The sequence below is a fragment of the Pedobacter antarcticus genome, from assembly GCF_900112985.1.
In the GTDB taxonomy this organism is placed as follows: Bacteria; Bacteroidota; Bacteroidia; order Sphingobacteriales; family Sphingobacteriaceae; genus Pedobacter; species Pedobacter antarcticus.
Genome location: NZ_FONS01000003.1, coordinates 169,561 through 191,351 on the forward strand (window position 1 = coordinate 169,561; position 21,791 = coordinate 191,351).

22 protein-coding genes and 1 tRNA gene are annotated in these 21,791 nt (G+C 38.3%); 12 read left to right on the forward strand and 11 right to left on the reverse strand.

Translation table 11 applies throughout. The features are described 5' to 3' along the window. Positions 1 to 112: 112 nt before the first annotated feature. From BM192_RS08195 to BM192_RS08220, 6 genes are all read right to left on the reverse strand, one after another. Positions 113 to 2,770, reverse strand: coding sequence for a peptidase associated/transthyretin-like domain-containing protein (locus BM192_RS08195; protein WP_037443707.1), 2,658 nt, complete (start codon positions 2,768 to 2,770; stop codon positions 113 to 115). After that, positions 2,767 to 3,705: a GLPGLI family protein gene (locus BM192_RS08200; RefSeq protein ID WP_074963950.1), complete on the reverse strand. Its 939-nt coding sequence runs from the start codon at positions 3,703 to 3,705 to the stop codon at positions 2,767 to 2,769. The genes BM192_RS08195 and BM192_RS08200 overlap by 4 nt, the downstream gene beginning before the upstream one ends. Before the next feature lie 270 nt (positions 3,706 to 3,975). Next, positions 3,976 to 4,713 (reverse strand): hypothetical protein, encoded by a 738-nt coding sequence (locus tag BM192_RS08205; RefSeq protein ID WP_037443709.1) that lies wholly within the window; start codon positions 4,711 to 4,713, stop codon positions 3,976 to 3,978. A gap of 31 nt (positions 4,714 to 4,744) precedes the next feature. Beyond that, on the reverse strand, positions 4,745 to 5,236 hold the full coding sequence (gene msrA, locus BM192_RS08210) for a peptide-methionine (S)-S-oxide reductase MsrA (protein WP_037443712.1): 492 nt from the start codon (positions 5,234 to 5,236) through the stop codon (positions 4,745 to 4,747). A 193-nt stretch (positions 5,237 to 5,429) separates the two neighbouring features. After that, complete coding sequence (locus BM192_RS08215; RefSeq protein WP_037443714.1) at positions 5,430 to 6,116, reverse strand: hypothetical protein; 687 nt, start codon at positions 6,114 to 6,116, stop codon at positions 5,430 to 5,432. A gap of 273 nt (positions 6,117 to 6,389) precedes the next feature. Next, the gene (locus tag BM192_RS08220) at positions 6,390 to 6,854 is read right to left on the reverse strand and encodes a GNAT family N-acetyltransferase (RefSeq protein ID WP_157282924.1); all 465 of its coding nucleotides are present in this window, start codon (positions 6,852 to 6,854) and stop codon (positions 6,390 to 6,392) included. 392 nt (positions 6,855 to 7,246) lie between these two features. Here BM192_RS08220 and BM192_RS08225 point away from each other — a divergent pair, with 392 nt between their 5' ends. Next, positions 7,247 to 7,450, forward strand: coding sequence for a hypothetical protein (locus BM192_RS08225; RefSeq protein ID WP_037443716.1), 204 nt, complete (start codon positions 7,247 to 7,249; stop codon positions 7,448 to 7,450). 128 nt (positions 7,451 to 7,578) lie between these two features. On the opposite strand, the gene BM192_RS08230 is transcribed toward BM192_RS08225, so the two are convergent. Further along, positions 7,579 to 8,103, reverse strand: a complete 525-nt coding sequence (locus tag BM192_RS08230; protein WP_037443718.1) for a GNAT family N-acetyltransferase — start codon at positions 8,101 to 8,103, stop codon at positions 7,579 to 7,581. A 41-nt stretch (positions 8,104 to 8,144) separates the two neighbouring features. Between BM192_RS08230 and BM192_RS08235 the strand changes: the two genes are divergently transcribed. Continuing rightward, the gene (locus tag BM192_RS08235; RefSeq protein WP_139218418.1) at positions 8,145 to 8,339 is read left to right on the forward strand and encodes a hypothetical protein; all 195 of its coding nucleotides are present in this window, start codon (positions 8,145 to 8,147) and stop codon (positions 8,337 to 8,339) included. Positions 8,340 to 8,392: 53 nt separating this feature from the next. On the opposite strand, the gene BM192_RS08240 is transcribed toward BM192_RS08235, so the two are convergent. The 3 genes from BM192_RS08240 to BM192_RS08250 form a co-directional block, all read right to left on the reverse strand. Beyond that, the gene (locus BM192_RS08240) at positions 8,393 to 9,229 is read right to left on the reverse strand and encodes a GNAT family N-acetyltransferase (protein WP_037443722.1); all 837 of its coding nucleotides are present in this window, start codon (positions 9,227 to 9,229) and stop codon (positions 8,393 to 8,395) included. Between the two features lie 16 nt (positions 9,230 to 9,245). Next, positions 9,246 to 9,896: a type A chloramphenicol O-acetyltransferase gene (gene catA, locus BM192_RS08245; protein ID WP_037443724.1), complete on the reverse strand. Its 651-nt coding sequence runs from the start codon at positions 9,894 to 9,896 to the stop codon at positions 9,246 to 9,248. A 988-nt stretch (positions 9,897 to 10,884) separates the two neighbouring features. Beyond that, positions 10,885 to 10,958: transfer RNA gene (locus BM192_RS08250), tRNA-Ile, on the reverse strand. Between the two features lie 65 nt (positions 10,959 to 11,023). Here BM192_RS08250 and BM192_RS08255 point away from each other — a divergent pair. The 3 genes from BM192_RS08255 to BM192_RS08265 all read left to right on the forward strand — a co-directional run bounded on the left by BM192_RS08255 (position 11,024) and on the right by BM192_RS08265 (position 13,591). Beyond that, positions 11,024 to 11,662, forward strand: coding sequence for an HAD family hydrolase (locus tag BM192_RS08255; protein ID WP_170844846.1), 639 nt, complete (start codon positions 11,024 to 11,026; stop codon positions 11,660 to 11,662). A gap of 1 nt (position 11,663) precedes the next feature. Next, positions 11,664 to 11,990 carry an Mpo1-like protein gene (locus BM192_RS08260; protein ID WP_037443728.1) on the forward strand — a complete coding sequence of 109 codons (327 nt, stop codon included), beginning with the start codon at positions 11,664 to 11,666 and terminating at the stop codon, positions 11,988 to 11,990. A gap of 92 nt (positions 11,991 to 12,082) precedes the next feature. After that, positions 12,083 to 13,591 (forward strand): catalase, encoded by a 1,509-nt coding sequence (locus BM192_RS08265; RefSeq protein ID WP_037443730.1) that lies wholly within the window; start codon positions 12,083 to 12,085, stop codon positions 13,589 to 13,591. 77 nt (positions 13,592 to 13,668) lie between these two features. Here the strand turns inward: BM192_RS08265 and BM192_RS08270 are convergent, their stop codons facing one another. After that, the gene (locus BM192_RS08270) at positions 13,669 to 14,847 is read right to left on the reverse strand and encodes a proline dehydrogenase family protein (RefSeq protein ID WP_170844847.1); all 1,179 of its coding nucleotides are present in this window, start codon (positions 14,845 to 14,847) and stop codon (positions 13,669 to 13,671) included. Positions 14,848 to 14,949: 102 nt separating this feature from the next. Between BM192_RS08270 and BM192_RS08275 the strand changes: the two genes are divergently transcribed. The 7 genes from BM192_RS08275 to aroC all read left to right on the forward strand — a co-directional run bounded on the left by BM192_RS08275 (position 14,950) and on the right by aroC (position 21,788). Then, the gene (locus BM192_RS08275; protein ID WP_037443732.1) at positions 14,950 to 15,156 is read left to right on the forward strand and encodes an RNA-binding S4 domain-containing protein; all 207 of its coding nucleotides are present in this window, start codon (positions 14,950 to 14,952) and stop codon (positions 15,154 to 15,156) included. Beyond that, the gene (gene aroB, locus BM192_RS08280) at positions 15,156 to 16,223 is read left to right on the forward strand and encodes a 3-dehydroquinate synthase (RefSeq protein WP_037443734.1); all 1,068 of its coding nucleotides are present in this window, start codon (positions 15,156 to 15,158) and stop codon (positions 16,221 to 16,223) included. The genes BM192_RS08275 and aroB overlap by 1 nt, the downstream gene beginning before the upstream one ends. Continuing rightward, the gene (locus BM192_RS08285; protein ID WP_037443736.1) at positions 16,213 to 17,115 is read left to right on the forward strand and encodes a sterol desaturase family protein; all 903 of its coding nucleotides are present in this window, start codon (positions 16,213 to 16,215) and stop codon (positions 17,113 to 17,115) included. The genes aroB and BM192_RS08285 overlap by 11 nt, the downstream gene beginning before the upstream one ends. Before the next feature lie 266 nt (positions 17,116 to 17,381). Beyond that, positions 17,382 to 18,215, forward strand: coding sequence for a prephenate dehydratase (locus BM192_RS08290; protein ID WP_037443739.1), 834 nt, complete (start codon positions 17,382 to 17,384; stop codon positions 18,213 to 18,215). A gap of 61 nt (positions 18,216 to 18,276) precedes the next feature. Beyond that, the gene (locus BM192_RS08295) at positions 18,277 to 19,416 is read left to right on the forward strand and encodes a chorismate mutase (RefSeq protein ID WP_037443741.1); all 1,140 of its coding nucleotides are present in this window, start codon (positions 18,277 to 18,279) and stop codon (positions 19,414 to 19,416) included. 12 nt (positions 19,417 to 19,428) lie between these two features. Further along, complete coding sequence (gene aroA, locus BM192_RS08300) at positions 19,429 to 20,700, forward strand: 3-phosphoshikimate 1-carboxyvinyltransferase (RefSeq protein ID WP_037443744.1); 1,272 nt, start codon at positions 19,429 to 19,431, stop codon at positions 20,698 to 20,700. Then, positions 20,700 to 21,788, forward strand: coding sequence for a chorismate synthase (gene aroC / locus BM192_RS08305; RefSeq protein ID WP_037443747.1), 1,089 nt, complete (start codon positions 20,700 to 20,702; stop codon positions 21,786 to 21,788). The genes aroA and aroC overlap by 1 nt, the downstream gene beginning before the upstream one ends. Positions 21,789 to 21,791 lie beyond the last annotated feature (3 nt).

Here is a 21,791-nt window from a genome sequence, read left to right on the forward strand (position 1 = left end):
TCATAATTAACTTCCAGGGTGAAATTACCACTTTAGCCCGGAATTATACAAATTATAAGTAACTCAATATCGTTTACGTATGGGCTATACTGGCAAGAAAATCATTAAAATGTTAGAAGTTAAATGTCGACTTGATCATCATGACCCTTCCTGGAATACGATAGCTGGATAAGGTCAACGCATTCGGAGAAAAATCAATGGTTTCAAACTTTTTAATATTAGCCAGATTAGTGACACTAAATTCCAGATTTGTCTTAAATTTCACAAAAACGTACCGTAAATTAAAATCTGTAAATAGATAGCTTAAATCTAACTGACCAGCTTGCCGGGTAAACCGGTGTTCGCCAGATAAAGAGATAAATAAGCTTTTAAATGCAGTAGCCGTTAAGGTCGATTTTTGATTGAACTGTTTAGGGTTTATTCTTATCTGGGCATTATTTCCACCAACATTATTGATGGCGGAATAGTTTCCCTTGTAAGACCAATTTATAAAACTCATTAACCTGGATTCAATACCTAAGCTATAAGATATAGCTGAAGTATTAAAAGGTTCAAATACACCATTTTGCATCTGTTTAAAATTATTTAGACTGTAATTTACCGACCCGTTTACCGTACTTCTGATATCGAACAAATACTTGCTTCCGTTTAACTCAAAAGACCATGCATTACTTTGGTTCTTTACCGGCAATACTATTTTCTTTTGCAGATTATCAGCTAAAATATAGGAAGAAATGGTATTAAATATCGTGTGCTCATAGCTGGCAGAAATGCCAAACATGAACATTTGTAAAGGTTTTTTAAATTTAAATGCTGCACCCGCGTGATGTTTTTTTTGTTCGGACACAGGTGCGTCATTAGCAAAAATTGACCTGTAGTTTTTTAAGATACCGCCCTTGTAAACGTCATCTATTCCGCCGAATTTATTGTTAAAACTATAATCAGCAGAGACATAATTTTCCAATCCAAGCTTATAGTCCAGGTTTAGTGAAGGATTTACAAATACCCTGTTTAAAGATCTATCCAACCCTTTATCCGAGTCATTAAAACGAATACTATTATATCCAACAGGTAGATTAAGCGCCGCTTTTAACTTCTGCCCGCTATATTCGTAACTAGCTTCAGTATATATTTTCAATTTAAGCCAGTGTAAGTCATTGTTCATGTTTTTCACCGGCTCGTCTGCTCCGTCATTCTGAATACTGTATAAATCTGAAGTAAACTGTTGATTTTGAACGTTGAATCCCGTTTTATAATACTGGGTGAACCTTCCCCTAACTACACCATAGGATAAATGATTATCAGTAAAAAGTGTCGGTATTCTCAACTGTTGATTTAATCCGGCATAGGGCAGTCCACTATTTAAAATCGAGTCATTTACCCCAGGTCTTATTTTAAGAGATTCTGGCTGCATAGTACTATTCAGATAAGAGTAAAAGTTGAGCGTGTTTGACGATTTAAGCTTTTTTCTATAGTTCAGTTCATTTGAAATATCCAACATCTTCTGTCTAAGTACCTGATCTGCGTAAACATTATTAATATTTATACCTGAATTTATTTTTTTAGGTTCATAACTCAGAATCATACTATTACTTAAGAAATAATTATCAGTATTACCTGTAATGTTTAGATCTGCATATAATTTCTGCTGAATAACTTTGCTTTGCTGAACTTCTCCATAGCTGACAGTCTGCCCGTTATTCAAATAAGTATCTGATGAAGTACGTACATTCTGGTGTTCCTGATGATATAGGTAAGAGAAATTGACTTTAGCATCAAGATCCTTATTGATCTTATAAAAATTGTTCAGGTTTATCAATTCCGATTTATTGAATAAGTACCTGCTTTGCGGCAGCGGAGGATTACCCCCGGTCCCTGTTGAGAGAAAATTTGAGTGTTTATTATTCTCATTTCCATGGTTATTCCTATTATGCGCGGTAATCTCAATACCGGGGTCCGCTCCTATATTATTTCCAGTAAGATTATAAATGAATTTCAGTTTTTCGCCAAACGACATAGCCGTAAAGTTTCCATCAACCTTTTTTGGAGTACCAATACCTAAGCCAGCCTCTTTTATAATATCCAGCTTTGCTTCGTCCTTAATGACTAAATTAATGGCCACATCCCGGCTTATGTTATTTTTACGGAGCAGTTTAACGGGTTGATCCTTTTCTATCACCTGAACTTTAGCCACAGCTCCATGCGGAATTTTTGTCCCGACATTATATCTGTCGTTTAACATATTATCGCCATCTATATATAAATTAGAAATGCCTTTTCCATTAAATTTTATCTTACCGTCGTCCTCGATCTGCATACCTGGTAACTTCTTTAGCACATCTGCAATTGTTCGGTCTTGTGCACTGCTAAAATCTGCCGTTATATAGTTGAGGGTATCTCCATTAATTACTAATACAGGCCTGTTTTTAATTTCTACTGTTTCGAGGTTAATTTCACGCTCTAGCAAAACGAACTCATAATCTTTATCCGGGCCTTTAGCTATTGTAATGGTCTTTTTCTCATAGCCGATTGCACTTGCAGTTAGAAATACATTGTCGTCGAGCTCAGGCATTGTTAAACTGAATAGTCCCTTTTCTGTTGAAAAACCAAAACTTAAAATGCTATCATCTTTCAATTTTAAAGTGACTGTTACCGCAGCAATGGGCTCACCTTTAATATCGATAATTTTTCCTTTTATCTGCTTCTGCCCAAAAACAGATAAAAGGGGTCCCAGTAGTAATAATACAGTTAACAAACATTGCTTATTCATTTATTCTCAGGTCTCTCAATTGGATTGTTTTCCTGAGTTCCAATAGTGAAACCGCTGTTCAGAGATACCGTTGACATAGCTATTCTGCCAGAAATGAGAGGTGCGGCATCCATTTGAGACTTAAAAAAACCTTCTGGATCTCTCTCCATTGCTTTTTTAAGTTTATTTATTCCTGACACGTCCGTTCTTATGATGTTTTCTGGAAGTCTGATCTCACCTCCCTGATAAGAATTCATATCGTTAATACAATTCTGAATTTCCAGCTGCATTCCGGCAGTTTCTGAGTTAATTTTATCTATTCCGGCAAATTTGAATTGCACCTCTCTACTGTCATCATAGGCTTCTAGAATTAATCCTGGAAGTCCATTAAGCTTCCAGGGACCGCTTTGAAAAGGTATTTCCTCTGCATACCAGGCAGTCCAATTTCTCCCCTTAAAGTACGCTGTTGCTTTCCGGCAAACTATACCAGAAAAGCTAATTGTGTCATTGGAAGTTTTCCAATTAATCTCCGGCGCGTCTTCTTCTACAAGATATGACCTACCCAATTGCTCTTTTGTATAGAATTTATGCGTTTTTGAAAAGAAATAATAATCAGTTAAGGTAGGCATAGCAATACTTTCGAAACTACCGCCAGCAGTTGCAGATACGGTAGACCGTACAGTTGAACTAACAGACATAAAGGTGCCTTGCCGGGCGGTCGACTTAGACTTCATCCGTTTTATTTCGCCTGCCTGAGCAACGTTAAATGCGCTCGTATAGAGTGATGAATTTCTACCGATCATAAGTAGCATTTCTTCAATATGTACCTGATCTCTTTTAGTCGTATCCCGAAGGTGACTGAAACTGTAAGTCACTCTTGCCAGCACCTTATCGGTAGTTTGGGCATAACAGGACATGGTTGCTGCTATAATTATGCAGAATAAAAAATGTTTCATTGGGTTTGTAGTTTGGTCCACTCAGCTACCATTAGCTAAGTCGTCTTTACCCAAATGTATCGATGTAAATCCTGTTAAAACGGCACTTTAACCCTCATTAACAAATTGTCGCTTTGATTTACACTTCGTAACATTCATTTACACTACCGAGCTGTAAACAAAGAAATTACACAGGAAATACCTCCATAAATTAAAAAAAACCAGGATTACCGGATAAATAAAAAAGGCATCTTTTCAGATGCCCTTCAATAATATTATTTAATTTAAGAATCAAAATTTAATCTGTAGTCCTGTTGAAATTAGTTTGTCATTCTCGTAATATTCAAAATACCATTTCCCGTCTTTTTTTAGCACGACGCCTTTGTTATGTCCATTGTCGGCAATAAAACAATCCGGTATAGAAGTTTTAAAGAGAGTCAGCACTTTTTTTGGTGTGGTATCTATCAACTGAAAACCATTTTCTGTTATCTGAGCATATAATGTTTCTGAGGGTCCGGTACTATCATCTGCTTCTGCAGCCCGATCTTTTAAAACTACAACAGCATCGGGTACTTTTACGCTCGCAACCTTGCTAACTTCACCTATGAAAGTATAAGGAACATCATTTAACGAAATAAAGGCTTTTTTTAAAGCATCATTGTAAGAAGTTTTAAAATCCTTTTCCCTGCTTTTTCCCTCCATACCCTTAAAAACCACATTACCCTGGCAGTCTTTTAAGATCAGTGTAAGTGTTGTCGTAAACATTCCTTTTTTCTCGATAATATCGGCGATCATTGCCTTACATCTATCATTAGCTATCTCAGCCGGTAAATTTTTATCATCAAAATAAGCCATAAACCCCTTGTCTCCCAGCAAGTCCTTAGTCAGGTTATTTAGACCATACTGATCAACCTCTTTAGAAAAGCTGTACTGCTCCGGCACCAATACATATTCGTAGTTGTTGATCGTATTCTGAGCATATCCCGATAATGTCGCGAATAATAGCAGTAGTAAAGGATATCTTTTCATAATATAAAAATTCTGCGATTATAACGATTTTTTACAAGAAGGTTCCAAACCTCTCAAAATGACAAGTATACCCATTTGGCTGTTTTACAAGGTAATCTTGATGTTCATCTTCAGCGGGCCAAAATTTAGTAAAAGGCTCTAGCGTAGTTACCACTTTGCCTGGCCAACGTCCCGATTGATCAACTATGTCGATAACCTGCTGCGCTTCATTTCTTTCTTGTTCATCTTGAATAAATAATGCAGACCGATAACTGGAACCCCTGTCGTTCCCTTGCCTGTCTACAGTGCTGGGGTCATGAACTCTGAAAAAATAATCTAATAGTTCCTTGTACGACGTTTCATTAGCATCGTATGTGATCTCGAGACCTTCGGCATGACCGGGATGGTTCCTATAAGTAGGATTTTCATTTGATCCCCCTAAATAACCAACTTCAGTGTCTTTTACACCGGGACGTACTCGAAAAAGGTCTTCCATTCCCCAGAAACATCCACCGGCTATGTATGATTTTTTTAAATTTTCCATAATTGACTGTGTTAGTTTAATACGCTGATACTATTTTATATTACAAATTTAATATAATCCAATCATTCCGTTACTGCTTTAATCAATATTGCAGCAATTCTTTCCTCCTGAAACTCATTTCTGATTATAATAATTTGAGATTGCTATTAATTATTCATCATTGCAAAAGCTAGCTGCAGTTCCTATCTGAGTTTTAGTTTTCAGGATTATTTTTAAAGTTTCTTAATGCCATTTCTCTAAAGACTGGCAACGGATTTGTTTCTAAATAACTAGATAAAACCTGTCCCTTATCTTCATTTGCGGCTTTAAAATAAGCGCTGTTAAATTGCTTCATATTCTTATGATTTCTATCGCGCTCTTCAGATAAAGAACTTACCTTATCTGCGAGTGAAGCTGACGGATCAGGCAAATAGCCCATCATCAATGCAATACTAGAAAAGACATCATTAAACTTATCGGAAACTTCGCGAGAATCGGAATAGTGTTTAATATACCATGCTAAGATGCTTAATAGACTATCCCAATGGTCAGCATTTTTGTTCAGTAAATACCTTAAGGCAAAGGGCCTGACTTCATCTGTTCTCCCGATATCGGTACTAGTAACTACCGCATGAGAGATTCTAGGGTAATATGTAAGGAGCATTTCATCTGAAAATTGTGATAACAATTCCAAATCAATCTCAAAAGACTTCTCAGGTAGACCGTTCACGACATAAATAAGGCTCATCAAACTTTTAGCTCTAATCTTAAAAGTTTCTATATCTGCATGCGCTTCATACATATCACAAAACGCCTGTATTTCTTCTAGATATTTCAAATCCAGCTTATTTGTCGCCGCCTTATAATAAAGCGTTTCAAATTCTTGATTAATTACATTCATAACTTAATTACTCGCTGCCGTTACACTCCAAGCTTCCTAACTCAGTCAATTTGTTTAAGTAATTTTTCGCTTTCTTTTCAGCGTACAATTTTGAGTCTTCCAGATGTTTCATTTTAGTAAACGGTTAAGTAAAAATAAAATCAACCAGCCGATCAGGCCTTCTAATATTTTTGTGTTTTACAACCTCATCCATGATAGCCTCTATTATTGCTAAGATAGTGATACTATAAGTTGTCAACTCTTTTGAGATCCTTCCGTTTAATATTTACGGCCTTAATTTGCCAATTTCATGGAGTACTTGTCAATGCCCTTTCCAAAGCCGTCAGTGATAATATGTTCCGTGACAAATCCTAACTTTTCATAGAATCTAGCAGTATGTTGCGATGTTTCTATACAATAGGTTTTCCCAGGATATATCTTTTTTAACAAATTCAATCTATATTCAGTAAAATACTTTCCTATTCCTTTTCTATGGTGGTTAGAATGTACCATGCCCCAGGCCAGGCCAGCCTGATCAGATTTAAGATCAAGAAATATTCCTCCGCAGGCTAATAGCTCTTGATCATCAAATACAACATAATAATGTTTTTCGACATCGTTAACCAAATAATAGTCAAATAGCTTTAATTCTTCAGGATCAAAAAACTTTGGCGAATTACTTTTAAAGATTTCAATGCAATGCTCTTGAAAATCCGGAATATATTTAATTATGTGCATAGCCATATGATCAGCGTTCATATACATTTTCGATTATTTCCAGATCATTAGCCACTACTTTGCTAATCATACATTGCAAATTGCATTTATCCCCATTTTATTCCTTTTCTTTCTCCCATTTACGTATTCTCACCCATGCACTAATATAGGGGAAGGCTGTATGTTAATATATGGAAATGGAATAGAAAAAAACAACAATGTTAGATTTTTTCATTCCTTACTTACTTCAAAAATACAGGGTACTAAATGACTTTGGTAAGGAAATACACATTAAACTATGAAAATGGAAAACAGACTGATATAGGACTGATGATGAGTATTCTTATCTGAATCATTTTTTTATGTGACAAAGGACATATTATCCTTTTTCTCATTTAAATAAATTTGCATTGAAATTATAAAACAGTGTGACGATGACAAAAAATATAACTATCAAATCCGCGAAACCGTGTTATGACCATATTGGTGGTAAACTGGGTGAAATGTTGCTGAAAATGTTTATTGATGAGGACTGGCTACAAAAAACTGATCCAACAGATAAACATTTTTTCATTACCGAAAAAGGACAAACAGAATTCACTAAACTTGGGCTTGACCTCTCACAAATTACATCATAACCTGATGAACTTTATAAAAAACACGATTAAGTTATTAGAGGACACGGAGTTCGTACACACCATTTAACGACTTTGTGGAAAAGAAGTGGATTTAATAAAAAGATGATGGAATTTAAAGCGTAGAGACATTAAATATTACAATATTTCCGGTATTCAATAATATTGAGAAATGTGTTTTCATCTTTCGCTTTTTTATACTCTCCAAATATAGAAAAACCCAGCTTTTCAGGAATTCTCCTACTTGGTGCATTATCCTTATCAACAGGATAAATCAAATAGTTGAATTTCAATTTTTCTTCTATAAAATTGATTAACCCATCGATAATTTCAGTCCCCAGTCCCCGACCATGCACATCTGATTTCAACCAAAGCCCTAGCTCTATAGAATCCTCTGTGATATTGTGAATCCCACAACATCCTAAAAAAACATCACTATCTTTTTGAATAGCAGCGAAAACAAAATCGGTACCATTAATTAAGCCTAGTTTAGCTTTGTCCAAAAAATCTTGAACTTCCCCCTCATTACCATTAGGTGTATAAGGCATATACCTAGTAATCTGAGGTGTAAACTCAATAAGAATCTCATCCTTATATTTATCAGATACAGATATCAGGTTTAATCTTTTGGTTTCTATTTTTATCTGAGACCACATAGGTTATTATATTGAACGAATATATGCCTTTAAATCTCTATATGGTAATTCCAGAACTACAGGCTTCAAACACGATAAAAAACGGATCTAATGCTGCAATTAAAGCCGTCTTTGCTATAAATGCTGAGGTTCCGTCAGCGAAACCAGCAGAGCCAGATCAATTCATAGAATGGCAGTTGCCATTGGCAGATTTATTTAACTCTTGGAGGAATAACAAGAAAATGATTTTGATATAAGGTGTCCAGTATCTACTGTTATATCAAAATCATCAATGTCACGACCCGTATCATCATAAACTCTTTAGCATTTCAAATTGATTGATGTGGTTGCTTAAACCTTGCTTTTCTAAAAATAATTTCAAGTTTTCTGCTTCTTCGTCCATATTGTTGAGCTTTACTTCTTCGCCTGACATTTGCAGCTGTACTGCTGTCAGTAGCTGCGTGCCAATGCTTTTTCTTCTATGTTTAGGAGCTACGGCAATTTGGTAGATGCGTTTATTGGCCGGGTTAAAAAGGACATATCCGACCAGTTCTGCATCAATAAAGGCACCGAAAGCATTGGGTTTTGTAATATCCATGCTTGGAATGGCACTTTGCCAGCTTGGTGAGATATCCCAAAAGGAACGAAAATCCTCCCATATAAAATCTTGTAAAGGCTTAATCGTTGCTGTATTTGAGTGAGATGTTGGCTTTAATTCACCACCAAAGCATAATAGTTTTCGACGAATGGCAAAACCGTTCTTCTGATACGCACGAATGGCAGATTGATTACATTCAAGTACTTCCAGGACAAGCTGATTCACTTTATTCTCCTCAAAAAACGGCTGTATATAGTCGTACATTTTGCCCACCAAACCTTGTCCCCGATATTCAGGAAGCACTCCTGTTCCGGCATTGTACACCACAGTTTTGCCCTCCGCTATCCGTACCCCGTGCATGATAAAGGCAACCGGTTTTTCTGCTTCAAAAACACCAACGGACCATTCTAACAAAATGTTTTCCGATGCCATTTTAAATTGCAACTGTTCTGTATTCAGCTGATATGGTACGATATAATCGGCAAAAGCACCGTTAATAACGTTTAATAAATCAGGGATATCTTGTTGTGTTAATTTACGTATCTGCACTATTTATGTTCTAGGTTTATTTAAAATTTTCAATATTTAAACAATATTCCTGCAAGGTTTCAATGAATTTGGCCACGTGAAACCCGTCACATACTGCATGGTGAACCTGTATTGCCATGGGCATCAAGATATTGTTTCCATCTTTTTGGTATTTCCCCATTGTAAAAGAAGGCGCAAAATAATCGGTGAAATCGGCAATGTTCAGGTTAAAACTGTCAAAATTGATCCACGGAATTGCCGAAATGTTAAAATGATTCTCTGGCGCTTTTTCTGAAAAAAAACGATAGTCGTTGTGGTGCTGCTCTGCCGTTTGATCGTACGCTTTTACAAATTTCGTCAGCTCTTCGGTGTATCGGCACGAAAGTGCCGAAAAAGTTTCCGTTTCCGGATGCAGGACAGTGTAGACCGGATCTACCCGATCCCAGACTATTAATTCACCCTCTTTCATTGCCATTTTAAATTCAGGATGTTTATTTGCTGCTTTTGAAAGCAGATAAATCATCACTGGATAAAATTTATACCCCTGTTCCTTTATAAACGGAATTACACGTGAAATATCAAGCTTAAAAGTCAGGCTAAATCCGCATTTTACCGCATTACGATAAGCATTAAAATGCTCTTTCCGTTTCCAATCTTCGATATTAATTGCTTGATATGTTGTATTCATTCTTAGATGCTGTGTTTAATTTTTATTGCCTTTGTCCGGTTTATGTTTTCCAGTCTAAATGGCATTAATTCTTCCAGAGTTTTGAAAATCCCGTTGCAGACTTCCACGATTGATTTTCTAATCTCAGGAGATAACTGGTTCATGAGTTCACAACACCTGCCAAAAGGCGGAACTTCATTTTCTTAAAGCATTTATAATCTATTCGACCAATTGTTTGCCTTTGTTCCATTTTAGAAAGGAAAGCTAATTTACACTATTCTGTACCATGTGTAATTAAAAAGGTCAGAATTAGCTGGGCAGGGCAAAGCATATCCAATTTTGCACATGGGATTGTAAAAAAGAAATTTAGTACCAGATCTAATGGACCCAACTGTGTGCTTCTCGAACCATTTCCTATCTGATTTATGTTTAATTGCTGATTTAGGCTAAAAGAATAGTATAGATCTCATTTAACGATTTAAATGAATTTGGCCAAAATAAAATCATGAAAATCCTATACCCTATTGTCTAAGAAAAGACCATTTTTTAATCGTTTCAGAAACTAAGTGAAAATGAAAGTTAGCGCTGAATAAATATTAAATATATAAGGAGTTTTTAAACTTTTTGGCTAATATGCCATTCGCTTGACTAGGATCAATATCTCCCACAATTATGCCGGGTCTCCCATAAACTTCATGCATAATGCAATTGCCAGTGGGATCAATTATAGAACTGGCTGAATCAGGATAGAGTGATGAATAATTAACGCTGGCGAAGTAAATGACACTTTGTCTAAGGCTGCCTGCAAATTTTCGATGGTTTGGTCTTTTGTTGAATATATGCAGGTTATCAAAACAGACCGCTCATAAGACTCAGCATTATTTATGCAAGATGATTATATAGCTATCAATGGGCTCGAATCATAAAACAGCCTTTGCACTACTATCAAGGCCTATAAATATTCCGACAAAAAAACAAAACCCTCTTTACGGATTGTAAAGAGGGTTTGTGGGCCCAGCTGGGCTCGAACCAGCGACCAAAAGATTATGAGTCTTCTACTCTAACCAACTGAGCTATAGGCCCCGAAAATCTATTAGATTTTGCGAGTGCAATGTTACATATTTGTAACGGATTTTAAAAATAGTTTAATGCAAAAAATTAAAAATATCATTTTCGATTATGGGAATGTAATCTTTGAGATAGACTTCAGGATAGCTCAAAATGCTCTGGCACAATTAGGTATACCGGACGTTGACACCTTTTTCGGACATAAAGGGCATAATAATTTATTTGATCTTTTAGAGACCGGCGCCATTACAACTGCGGAATTTCGTGATGGAATTCGCTCTGCAGCACAAAAAAATGGGCTTTCGGATCAGGAAATTGATGCCGCCTGGAATAGTTTACTCATAGGAGTTAAGCCCCAAACACAGGATGTGCTGCTTCAGGTGAAAGAAAAATACCGGACATTTCTGTTAAGTAATACGAATCAGATTCATTTTGATTATATTATGCAATATCTGCAGGATGAGTTTCAGGTACCGGACAATAGTCACCTCTTTGAAAAGGCCTATTATTCTCATGAAATGAAGCTGCGTAAGCCTCATGTGGAAATATTCCAGCAAGTATTACAGGAGAACAATCTAGAACCCGCTGAGACGCTATTTATAGACGACAGTCCGCAGCACCTTGTTGGAGCTAAAGCTGCCGGATTACATACTTTACTGATGACGGAGAATCCCGCAAATCTGGGCTCTTTCCTTAAGAATAATGGAATAAACTTTTAAAATGATTCAAGACAATACAAGCAAACCTCAAAAATTCAATACACTTAAAGAATTCTATCCTTATTATCTGGCTGAACATCAGAACTCGACAAACAGGGCTCTTCATTTTACAGGCGTAGGACTCGCGGCATTACTATTTGTTGCGGCAATGCTTTTCCATGAAGTCATCTTCTTTGCCCTGATGCCTGTATCAGTTTCAGTCTTCTCATTTATAGGACATCGCTATTTCGAAAAGAACAAACCATCCACATTTAAATATCCTTTATGGACATTAATAGGCGATTTCGCATTATTTGGTGACCTGATGATGGGAAAACAGAAATTTTAGCCCATATAGTTTCACTCTATACCACTATAGAAATTACGTGTTTTGACACTCATTAAATAGGAGCTACTTTTATCACCGTAAACAGAAAAATCATGGAAGAATTCAAAAAGACTAACCGAAAATTGACAACTGCGTCCGGAAGACCTTATGCAGAGCACGAAAATTCCCAATCAGTTGGAAAAAGAGGTCCGCTTTTATTACAAGACTTTATACTTCACGAGAAAATGGCGCACTTCAACAGGGAACGGATTCCTGAACGTGTTGTCCATGCAAAAGGAACAGGTGCATATGGAACTTTTAAAGTCACCCATGATATATCCAGGTATACGAAAGCTAAAATATTTAATCAGATCGGCAAAACTGCCAAGATATTCCTGCGATTTTCTACCGTTGGAGGTGAAAAAGGAAGTGCAGACTCCGAGAGAGATCCAAGAGGTTTTGCGTTAAAATTCTATACAGAAGATGGAAACTGGGATCTGGTTGGTAATAATACACCGGTTTTCTTTATTAAAGACCCGAAAAAATTCAGTGATTTTATACATACACAGAAACGTGATCCAAGGACGAATCTGAAAAGCCCGACCATGATGTGGGATTTTTGGTCCTTAAATCCGGAGAGCCTCCATCAGGTTATGATTTTAATGAGCGACCGTGGAACCCCTTACTCCTACCGTCATATGGATGGCTTTGGTAGTCATACCTATTCTATGATTAATGCCGAAAATGAACGCGTATGGGTTAAATTCCATTTTAAAACCCAGCAGGGGATTAAAAACTTCACCGGACCTGAAGCAGATGCCATGCGCACACAGGATATGGATCATTCACAGCGAGATCTGGTAGAAGCAATTGACCGCGGAGAATTCCCTAAATGGAGTGTTAAAATTCAGGTAATGACAGAAGAAGAAGCGAAAACCTTCCGCTGGAACCCGTTCGATTTATCAAAAATATGGCCTCATGGAGAATTTCCTTTAATCGATTTAGGTGAAATCGAATTGAATGAAGTACCAAGAAACTACTTTGCACATGTGGAGCAGGCTGCTTTTGCGCCATCAAACCTGGTCGATGGGATTGGATTTTCACCAGACAAAATGCTGCAGGGGCGGATTCTCTCTTATGCAGATGCACATCGCTACCGCCTGGGCGTTAACTACGAGCAGATCCCGGTAAATGCCTGTCCATTTATGGTCAGCAATTATCACAGGGACGGTCAGATGAGAGTAGATGGAAATGGTAATGAAGACCCTAACTATTACCCAAATAGTTTCGGCGATGTTGTCCCTGATGAAAGTTATAAAGAACCAGCATGGGAGCTTGAATCGAATGTTGCAGACTGGTATGACAGAAATGAAGGGGAAGGCGATAATGACCATTATACACAACCTGGTGACCTTTTCCGTAAAGTAATGACCGATGCTGACCGTCAGAACCTCATCAATAACATTGTAGGTGCGATGAGCGGTATAAGCGGTCCGAGAAGAGATCAAATAATCAATTTACAGCTTTGCCATTGGTTTAGAGCTGACATTAGCCTGGGAATGGCCGTTGCAAGTGGTTTAGGGATTGATGCCGCTGCAGCAATGCAAAAACAACAACATTAAAAAAAAAACACCAATAAGCAAAAAGCCTGCACTCATTAGCTGAGATGCAGGCTTTTCGCTTAAAGCATATTTTATAATCAGATATTTCTTCTTTTTTTCTCCCGAAAAATTAAATCCAGTTCTCTGCTGGTTTGACCGGCAATAGAAGTGTTTTCTTGGGCTCTTCTGAACAAATACGGCATCACAGCTTTTACCGGACCATAAGGAACATATTTAGCCACGTTATAGTTAGAATCGGACAGATTGAAGCTCAGGTTGTCACTCATACCCAGTAGCTGTGCAAAGTAAACATGCGGGTGATTGTGTGGAATCTGATATTTATCTAGCAGATCTGCAAGAATACGGCAGCTATTTTCATTGTGCGTTCCGCAGACGATGCCAATTTGTTCTACATTTTCAACCGAATAAGTAATGGCAGCATCATAATCCCTGTCAGTAGCTGCTTTATCGGGCTGTATAGGCGAAGGATAACCCATCTCTGCAGCTCGTTTTCTTTCTTTCTCCATATAGGCGCCCCTTACGATTTTGGCGCCGAGAATAAAACCCGCTTCCTTGGCTATCAGATGGTCAGCTTTAAGATCGGCCAGCTTATCATGACGGTAAATCTGGTAAGTGTTATAAACGATCAGTTTTTGCTTGTTGAACAACATCATCATATCAATCGCCAACTGATCAATTGTTTCCTGAATCCAGGTCTCTTCTGCATCTATCATGATCGGAACATTCTTTTCGTAAGCAGTACGACAGATTCTTTCACAGCGTTTTTTTACCTTTTCAAATTCCGCCGTCTCATCCGCTGTTAATTCTGCTTTCGCATCCAGTTTCTCCAATAATCCAAAACGCCCGATACCTGTCACTTTAAATACTGTGATTGGAACCCTGGGATCTCCTTCTGCCCTGTCAATTGTACGGATAATTTCTGCACAGGTATAATCAAACACATGCTCTTCCTCCTCTCCTTCCACAGAATAATCCAGGATTGTACCAACTTTTACAGTGCCTAACTGAGCGATTGTCTTTTCGCATTCAGCAATGGTTTCACCGCCACAGAACTGCTTAAAAATAGTTTTTTTAATAATTCCCTGAATTGGCAGGCCTACATTTAACATCAGATTGGTAACCGGCGGCCCCACCTGGGTTAAAAAGTTGCTGCTCATAATTTTAAACAGCCAGTAAGCACTGTTCAATTCGGCTTTAGATTTACTACGGAAAGCAATTTCCGTATTATCAAAATTTAATTTTGTTCCCTGAGACATTTGGTTTTTAATTGGATAATTGGTCAATCGGAGGCAAAAATATAAATTCCGATACTTACAAGGGCATATCTGTCTGGAAATTAATTGTAAATTTGCTGTGCTATGATAGAATTTAAATTAGAAGGCGAATTTATCCCCATGATACAGCTGTTAAAGGCCACCGGACTTGTTCAAAGTGGTGGTGAAGCACAGACTGTTGTAGAAGATGGGCTGGTCAAATATAACGGCGAAGTAGATTACCGTAAACGCTTAAAGGTGCGTCAGGGAGATCTGATTGATTTTATGGGACAAAAAGTAAAAGTAGTTTAATGGAGAAGTTAGAAAGTGCAGGTACTTATATACATTTCGAGACTTCCCTTGATCCGATAACCGCATTAATTGAAGAAGGAAAATACAGTAAGGTGTTTGTTTTTGCTGACATCAATACATCGGAACATTGTTTACCTGTTTTCCGTGAAATGCTCGATGATTTCAGCGAGTTTGATCTGATTGAAACCGATCCTGGTGAAGAAAATAAGAACATTGATTTCTGCATCGGTATCTGGAAAACATTACTTGATTTCGGTGCCGATCGTAAAGCGCTGATGATTAATCTCGGCGGTGGTGTTATTACAGACATGGGTGGTTTTGTTGCTTCCACTTATAAAAGAGGAATTGATTTCATAAATATTCCAACCACACTTTTATCGCAGGTAGATGCTTCAGTCGGTGGCAAAACGGGAATTGATATCGATAATGTAAAAAATATGGTCGGTACATTCACTTTACCAAAAGCTGTATTTATCGAGTCTGCTTTTCTAAAAACAGTACCGGAGAGAGAATTACTTTCTGGTTTTGCTGAAATGATCAAACACGGTCTTATTGCCGACAGTGCTTACTTCGAAAGATTAAAAGCACAGCGCTTCAATGAGCTTCCAGTAGAGGAAATTTACCGTTCGGTGCAGATTAAAAATGAAGTCGTCACTGCTGATCCGCTCGAAAAGAATATCAGAAAGATCTTAAACTTTGGCCATACAATCGGCCATGCAGTTGAAAGTTATTCATTAAATAATGATAAAAAATCTCTTACCCATGGCGAAGCAATCGCTGTTGGTATGATTTGTGAAGCCTGGCTTTCCTGGAAAAACAGTACACTGACTGAGACTGAACTCGAAGAAGTTAAAACTTACATCGCCTCAGTTTACCCAGCCTACCACATTAAAGAGAAGTCATTCAAAGCATTGGCAAAATTGATGCAGAGTGACAAGAAAAATGAAAATGGTCATATTCTTTTCTCCCTTTTAGAAAAGATTGGTAAGTGTACTTATAACTGTCGCGTTTCTGAAACCGACATTAATGAGAGTTTAAGGTTTTACAATTCAATTTATGCTACTTGATTCTAGAAGTTTAACGATAGGAACACTTTTCGGCACCGTAATTCTGGTTTCCATAGCTGAAATGTACTTTAGTTATTTTCACGATAGAAAGCTTTATACAAAAAAGGATACCTGGACAAACGTTTACCTGATGGGGCTCGCATTCCTCATCAACCTGTCAACTAAGGCAGGGACCTTTTTTTTATTAGACTATTGTTATCAGTTCCGTCTGTTCGAAATTAAAAATGTCTTTTTATACTGGCTGACTTTAATTTTAATTCAGGACCTGCTCTACTGGATTCTCCATACCTCAGGTCACTATATCCGGTTCTTCTGGGCCATGCATGTCACCCACCATTCCTCGTCTTATTTCAATCTGACAACAGGGTTCAGGTCTACAGTGTTTGAACCTCTTTATCGCGTATTCTTTTACCTTCCGCTCGCTTTTATGGGTTTTTCCGCACTGGATATCCTGTATGCATACCTGATTACACAGATTTATGGAAATATTGTTCATACGCAGACTGTAGGGAAATTACATCCCTGGATTGAGTATATCTTCGTAACCCCGTCCCATCATCGCGTTCATCATGCCAGTAATATCAGATATCTCGATAAAAACATGGGTATGGTTTTAATCATATGGGACAGATTATTTGGAACGTTCCAGGAAGAACTTCCTGAAGATCAAGAACCCATCACCTATGGTCTCACCCATCAACCTGATGATACCGGGCCGGTAAGTACGGTTTTCCATGAGTTTTTCGCCCTGTCATCAGATGTCAGAAAAGCACCTGGATGGAAGAATAAGATAAAATATGTGTTTTGTCCTCCCGGATGGAGCCACGACGGCAGCACACAGATCGCGAAAGTATTGCAGGACGAATTAAGAGAACAGGAGAACAAAAAATAATTTTTTTTATTTTAATATTGACAAATTAAATTTTGTTGTTACATTTGGCAGAACGAAAACAACAAACACAGATATTTTAATAAGAATATCCACAAGAAACAAACAATGAGAAATATCACTACATATTGGTTTTTTAACTTTTACTTCTTTAGTAAGAGCCGGGACTGATATGCAATCAAAATAATCAAGATAATTGTATATGAAAAGTCCCGGCAAAACGCCGGGACTTTTTTTTTATCAAAAAAAATTAAAAAGAAGATAAACCAATGAAAAAACTGACAAAAGTAGCTATACAGGGAATCAAGGCCTCATTTCACGAAGAAGCTGCCTTCAAATTCTTTGGTAAGGATATCCAGACCATAGAATGTAATTCCTTCAAGCAAACCTGTGATGTGCTTGCTGCAGGTGAAGCTGACTATGTGGTAATGGCAATTGAAAATTCCATTGCCGGCAGCCTGTTACCGAACTACACTTTGATCAGAGAGTACAACTTTGCAGTTACCGGAGAAGTTTACCTGGGTATTCAGTTACATTTAATGGCATTACCAGGTGTTAAAATAGAAGATGTTAAATATGTAACCTCCCATCCTATTGCAATCCGTCAGTGTATTGATTTCTTCGATGAATTTCCTCATTTAAAAATAGTAGAAAGTGTAGATACGGCAGCTTGTGCCAAAAAAATAAAAGAAGAGCAGTTAACTGATACTGTCGCTGTGGCGAATGCAATGGCTGCAGAGCTATACGGATTGGATATTATTGAAAGAAGAATAGAATCAAATAAAAAGAATTACACCCGTTTTCTTATCCTAAAAAACGATAAAGCAGAAAACCCTGGCATTATCAATAAAGCATCTATCTGTTTTCAGGTGGGCAACCATGTCGGAGCACTTTCTGAAGTCCTGAATATTTTCGCAAAACAAGATGTCAATCTAAGTAAAATTCAATCTATGCCTGTTCTGGGTAAAAGAAATGATTATTACTTCTATGTAGACATGGAGTGGTCAGACATAGCCAAATATGACGAAGCGATCCGCAGGTCATTAAAATATACGGTAAACTTTAATATTATGGGTGAATACGAGAAGAACGATAAAGTATAATCCCGTCAAAAACAAGAAAATCACAATTAAACAACAATAAACGAATTAAAATCACCTTAACATGAAATTGAATTTAAACATCCAACCATTAAGCAGCTGGATAAACCTTAAAAGCGAACCTCTTATTATTTCTGGTCCTTGCAGTGCAGAGACTGAAGAACAGTTACTGTCTACCGCACATTTACTGGCAGCAACCGGAAAAGTATCTGTTTTAAGAGCTGGAATCTGGAAACCGCGTACCCGTCCGGGAGAATTTGAAGGTATTGGCAGCATTGGACTGGAATGGTTAAAAAGAGCAAAAGCCGAAACAGGCCTTCCTACAGCTGTTGAAGTAGCAACTGCGAAACACGTTGAAGAAGCATTGGCAGCAGGCGTTGATATCCTTTGGATCGGTGCAAGATCTACTGCAAATCCTTTCACAGTACAGGAAATTGCTGATGCATTGAAAGGCGTTGACATCCCTGTATTAGTTAAAAACCCGGTTAATCCTGATATCTCTTTATGGATCGGCGCACTGGAAAGAATTAACAATGCAGGAATTACCAAATTGGGTGCAATTCACCGTGGATTCTCTTCGTATGAGAAAAGCTCTTTCCGCAATGAACCAATGTGGGAACTTGCTATCCAGTTGAAAACACATTGCCCGGAACTACCTATCATCAATGATCCTTCACACATCTGTGGTAACCGTGAATTGATTCCATATATCTCACAAAAAGCACTGGATATGGATATGCAAGGTCTGATGATCGAATCTCATATCGATCCTTCAGTTGCATGGACAGACGCGAAACAACAAGTAACTCCTGCTGCGCTGGAAGAGTTAGTAAGCAGATTAAGTGTACGTGAACCAGAATCTACAAATCCGGCATTTTCAGATAAACTGGCAGAATTACGTAAGCAAATTGATAAGATTGACGATACACTGATTACGAAATTAGGCGAGCGTATGGCTATCGTTGAAAAAATCGGTCAGTACAAAAGAGATAACAAAGTAACTATCCTTCAGGTTAACCGTTGGGATGAAATCCTTAAAAAAGGAAGTGCTTTTGCAAGAGCGATGAAATTAGACCTCAACTTCACAGAAAAATTCCTTGAATTGGTACACGGTGAATCAATCCGTAAACAAAACGAGATTATGAATGAAGGTAAAACTGAAGAAGAAGTAGCTAAAGCAGCAGCAGAAGAAGCAACAAACTAAATAAGATTCCTGATGAAACCAAACGCAGTTATTTCCTTTACAGGACCTAAAGACATTCAAGCCGGGATTTCCCTGACCGGCTCTAAAAGCGAAAGCAACAGAGCGCTGGTTATCGCTGCTTTGAGTGGCGGAGTGGTTAAAGCAGAGAACCTTTCGGACGCAGCTGATACCGTTACCCTTCAAAGAATCCTGAAGGAACTGGAAACCCCTGCTGCCGGGCTAAGAACAGTAAACGTTGGTCATGCCGGAACAGCTATGCGCTTTCTGACAGCTTACCTTTCCACTATCCATGAAGAATTCCTGCTCACAGGATCTTCCCGGATGCAGGAGCGACCAATCGGAATTCTGGTTGACGCTTTAAAAAGTATCGGTGCGAATATCAGTTATACGAAAAATGACGGATATCCACCTTTGCATATTAAAGGTGGATTGAACGCTCCATCAGCTGAGGTATTTATCAAAGGAAATGTCAGCAGCCAGTATCTATCTGCGCTGCTGATCATTGCTTCCAGCCTAACAAACGGTTTAACCCTTCATATCGAAGGCGGATTAACCTCCAGACCCTATCTGGAAATGACACTGGACATGCTCGCCGCAGCTGGAATTTCGCATACCTGGACAGCAGATACAATCAGAATCGAAAAACAAAATCATCAGCCTGCTACCTTAACTGTAGAGCCCGACTGGAGCGCTGCATCTTATTGGTATAGTATTGCTTCTCTGGCTGATAACGCAGTAATTAATTTATCCAACCTGCGGCAGGAAAGCTTGCAGGGAGACAGCCAGATTCAAGAATTAATGATTGATCTTGGTGTAAGAACTGCACATATACAAGGAGGTATTTCATTGAAATCCGGTACTTCACAGCAGATAGATCAAATTATTGACCTTAAAAACTGTCCGGACCTTGCGCAAACTATTATTGTTTGTGCAGCAGCTAAAGGACTGAATCTTGCCTTTACTGGTTTGGAGACCCTTAAAATTAAGGAGACCAATCGTGTACTCGCCCTGCAACAGGAATTAGCTAAAATCGGGGTTCTTCTAAAAGAAGAGCAGGAAATTTACACCCTTGACTGCAGTCAGCTGGCTTTTCCGGAAAAGGTAACATTCTGCACCTATGACGATCACCGGATGGCAATGGCATTCGCACCACTCAGCCTGCTGATTAAAGAGGTTGAAATTGAAGATTATCATGTTGTAGAAAAGTCTTATCCGGATTTCTGGAAAGACCTGGAAATAGCTGGCTTTACGGTAAAAGAAGTTGAAACTTTAATTCATTCATAATGGCAGGCAATACATTCGGAACATTATTCAGCATTTCTACTTTTGGGGAGTCTCATGGTATTGCTATTGGCGTTATCATTGATGGCTGCCCCGCAGGCTTGCCGCTGGACCTTGATTTTATTCAGGCAGAGCTCGACAAACGCAGACCTGGGCAAAGTAAAATTACCACGCAGCGAAAGGAAAGTGATACTGTACAAATCCTGTCAGGAATATTTGAAGGAAAAAGTACAGGGACACCGATAGCGCTGTTAATCCCTAATGAAGACCAGCGTTCAAAAGATTATAACCATAATCAAACTGTATACCGTCCTTCACATGCAGACTATACTTACGACGCAAAATATGGGATTCGTGATCACCGTGGCGGAGGGAGGTCCTCAGCAAGAGAAACGGCGGCCAGAGTTGCGGCAGGTGCAATTGCCAAGCTCCTTTTAAAGCATCACGGGATAGAGATATTCGCACACGTTTCTGCTGTTGGTACCATACAGGCGCCGCAGCTACAGGCATTGGAAATTCCGGAACTGCTGCAAATCAGAGAAGAAAACATCGTTCGCTGTGCCGATCCGGCAGTAGCAAAAGAGATGATTGAATTCATTGACGGCATCAGGAAGGATGGTGACACAGTCGGCGGAAAAGTCAGCTGTATTATTCGTAATTGCCCTGCAGGAATCGGAGAACCTGTTTTCGACAAACTCCATGCTGAGCTGGGTAAAGCGATGTTGAGCATTAATGCTGTACATGGCTTTGAATATGGCTCTGGCTTCTCAGGAAGCGAAATGCGTGGTTCTGAGCATAATGATATCTTTCTATCCGGTGGAACAAGAGCAAAAACAGTAACGAATTTCTCGGGGGGTATACAAGGTGGTATCTCCAACGGAATGGAAATTACTTTTAATGTCGCTTTTAAACCGGTTGCTACGATCATGCATAGCCAGCAAACCATCAATGCGGCAGGAGAGATTACAGAAATAAAAGGAAAAGGAAGACACGATCCATGTGTTGTACCACGTGCAGTTGTCATTGTTGAAGCAATGGCGGCACTGGTTATCGCAGATCTGCTTTTAAGAAATAAAACCAGCAAGCTTTAATTA

Coding starts and splice junctions, on each gene's coding strand:
- aroB (WP_037443734.1), top strand. CDS start 15,156: ATGGAGAAGTTAGAAAGTGCAGGTACTTATATACATTTCGAGACTTCC.
- BM192_RS08225 (WP_037443716.1), top strand. CDS start 7,247: ATGACAAAAAATATAACTATCAAATCCGCGAAACCGTGTTATGACCAT.
- catA (WP_037443724.1), bottom strand. CDS start 9,896: ATGAATACAACATATCAAGCAATTAATATCGAAGATTGGAAACGGAAA.
- BM192_RS08285 (WP_037443736.1), top strand. CDS start 16,213: ATGCTACTTGATTCTAGAAGTTTAACGATAGGAACACTTTTCGGCACC.
- BM192_RS08295 (WP_037443741.1), top strand. CDS start 18,277: ATGAAATTGAATTTAAACATCCAACCATTAAGCAGCTGGATAAACCTT.
- BM192_RS08230 (WP_037443718.1), bottom strand. CDS start 8,103: ATGTGGTCTCAGATAAAAATAGAAACCAAAAGATTAAACCTGATATCT.
- BM192_RS08195 (WP_037443707.1), bottom strand. CDS start 2,770: ATGAATAAGCAATGTTTGTTAACTGTATTATTACTACTGGGACCCCTT.
- BM192_RS08200 (WP_074963950.1), bottom strand. CDS start 3,705: ATGAAACATTTTTTATTCTGCATAATTATAGCAGCAACCATGTCCTGT.
- BM192_RS08255 (WP_170844846.1), top strand. CDS start 11,024: ATGCAAAAAATTAAAAATATCATTTTCGATTATGGGAATGTAATCTTT.
- msrA (WP_037443712.1), bottom strand. CDS start 5,236: ATGGAAAATTTAAAAAAATCATACATAGCCGGTGGATGTTTCTGGGGA.
- aroC (WP_037443747.1), top strand. CDS start 20,700: ATGGCAGGCAATACATTCGGAACATTATTCAGCATTTCTACTTTTGGG.
- BM192_RS08290 (WP_037443739.1), top strand. CDS start 17,382: ATGAAAAAACTGACAAAAGTAGCTATACAGGGAATCAAGGCCTCATTT.
- BM192_RS08265 (WP_037443730.1), top strand. CDS start 12,083: ATGGAAGAATTCAAAAAGACTAACCGAAAATTGACAACTGCGTCCGGA.
- BM192_RS08220 (WP_157282924.1), bottom strand. CDS start 6,854: ATGAACGCTGATCATATGGCTATGCACATAATTAAATATATTCCGGAT.
- aroA (WP_037443744.1), top strand. CDS start 19,429: ATGAAACCAAACGCAGTTATTTCCTTTACAGGACCTAAAGACATTCAA.
- BM192_RS08260 (WP_037443728.1), top strand. CDS start 11,664: ATGATTCAAGACAATACAAGCAAACCTCAAAAATTCAATACACTTAAA.
- BM192_RS08275 (WP_037443732.1), top strand. CDS start 14,950: ATGATAGAATTTAAATTAGAAGGCGAATTTATCCCCATGATACAGCTG.
- BM192_RS08235 (WP_139218418.1), top strand. CDS start 8,145: ATGGTAATTCCAGAACTACAGGCTTCAAACACGATAAAAAACGGATCT.
- BM192_RS08205 (WP_037443709.1), bottom strand. CDS start 4,713: ATGAAAAGATATCCTTTACTACTGCTATTATTCGCGACATTATCGGGA.
- BM192_RS08215 (WP_037443714.1), bottom strand. CDS start 6,116: ATGAATGTAATTAATCAAGAATTTGAAACGCTTTATTATAAGGCGGCG.
- BM192_RS08270 (WP_170844847.1), bottom strand. CDS start 14,847: ATGTCTCAGGGAACAAAATTAAATTTTGATAATACGGAAATTGCTTTC.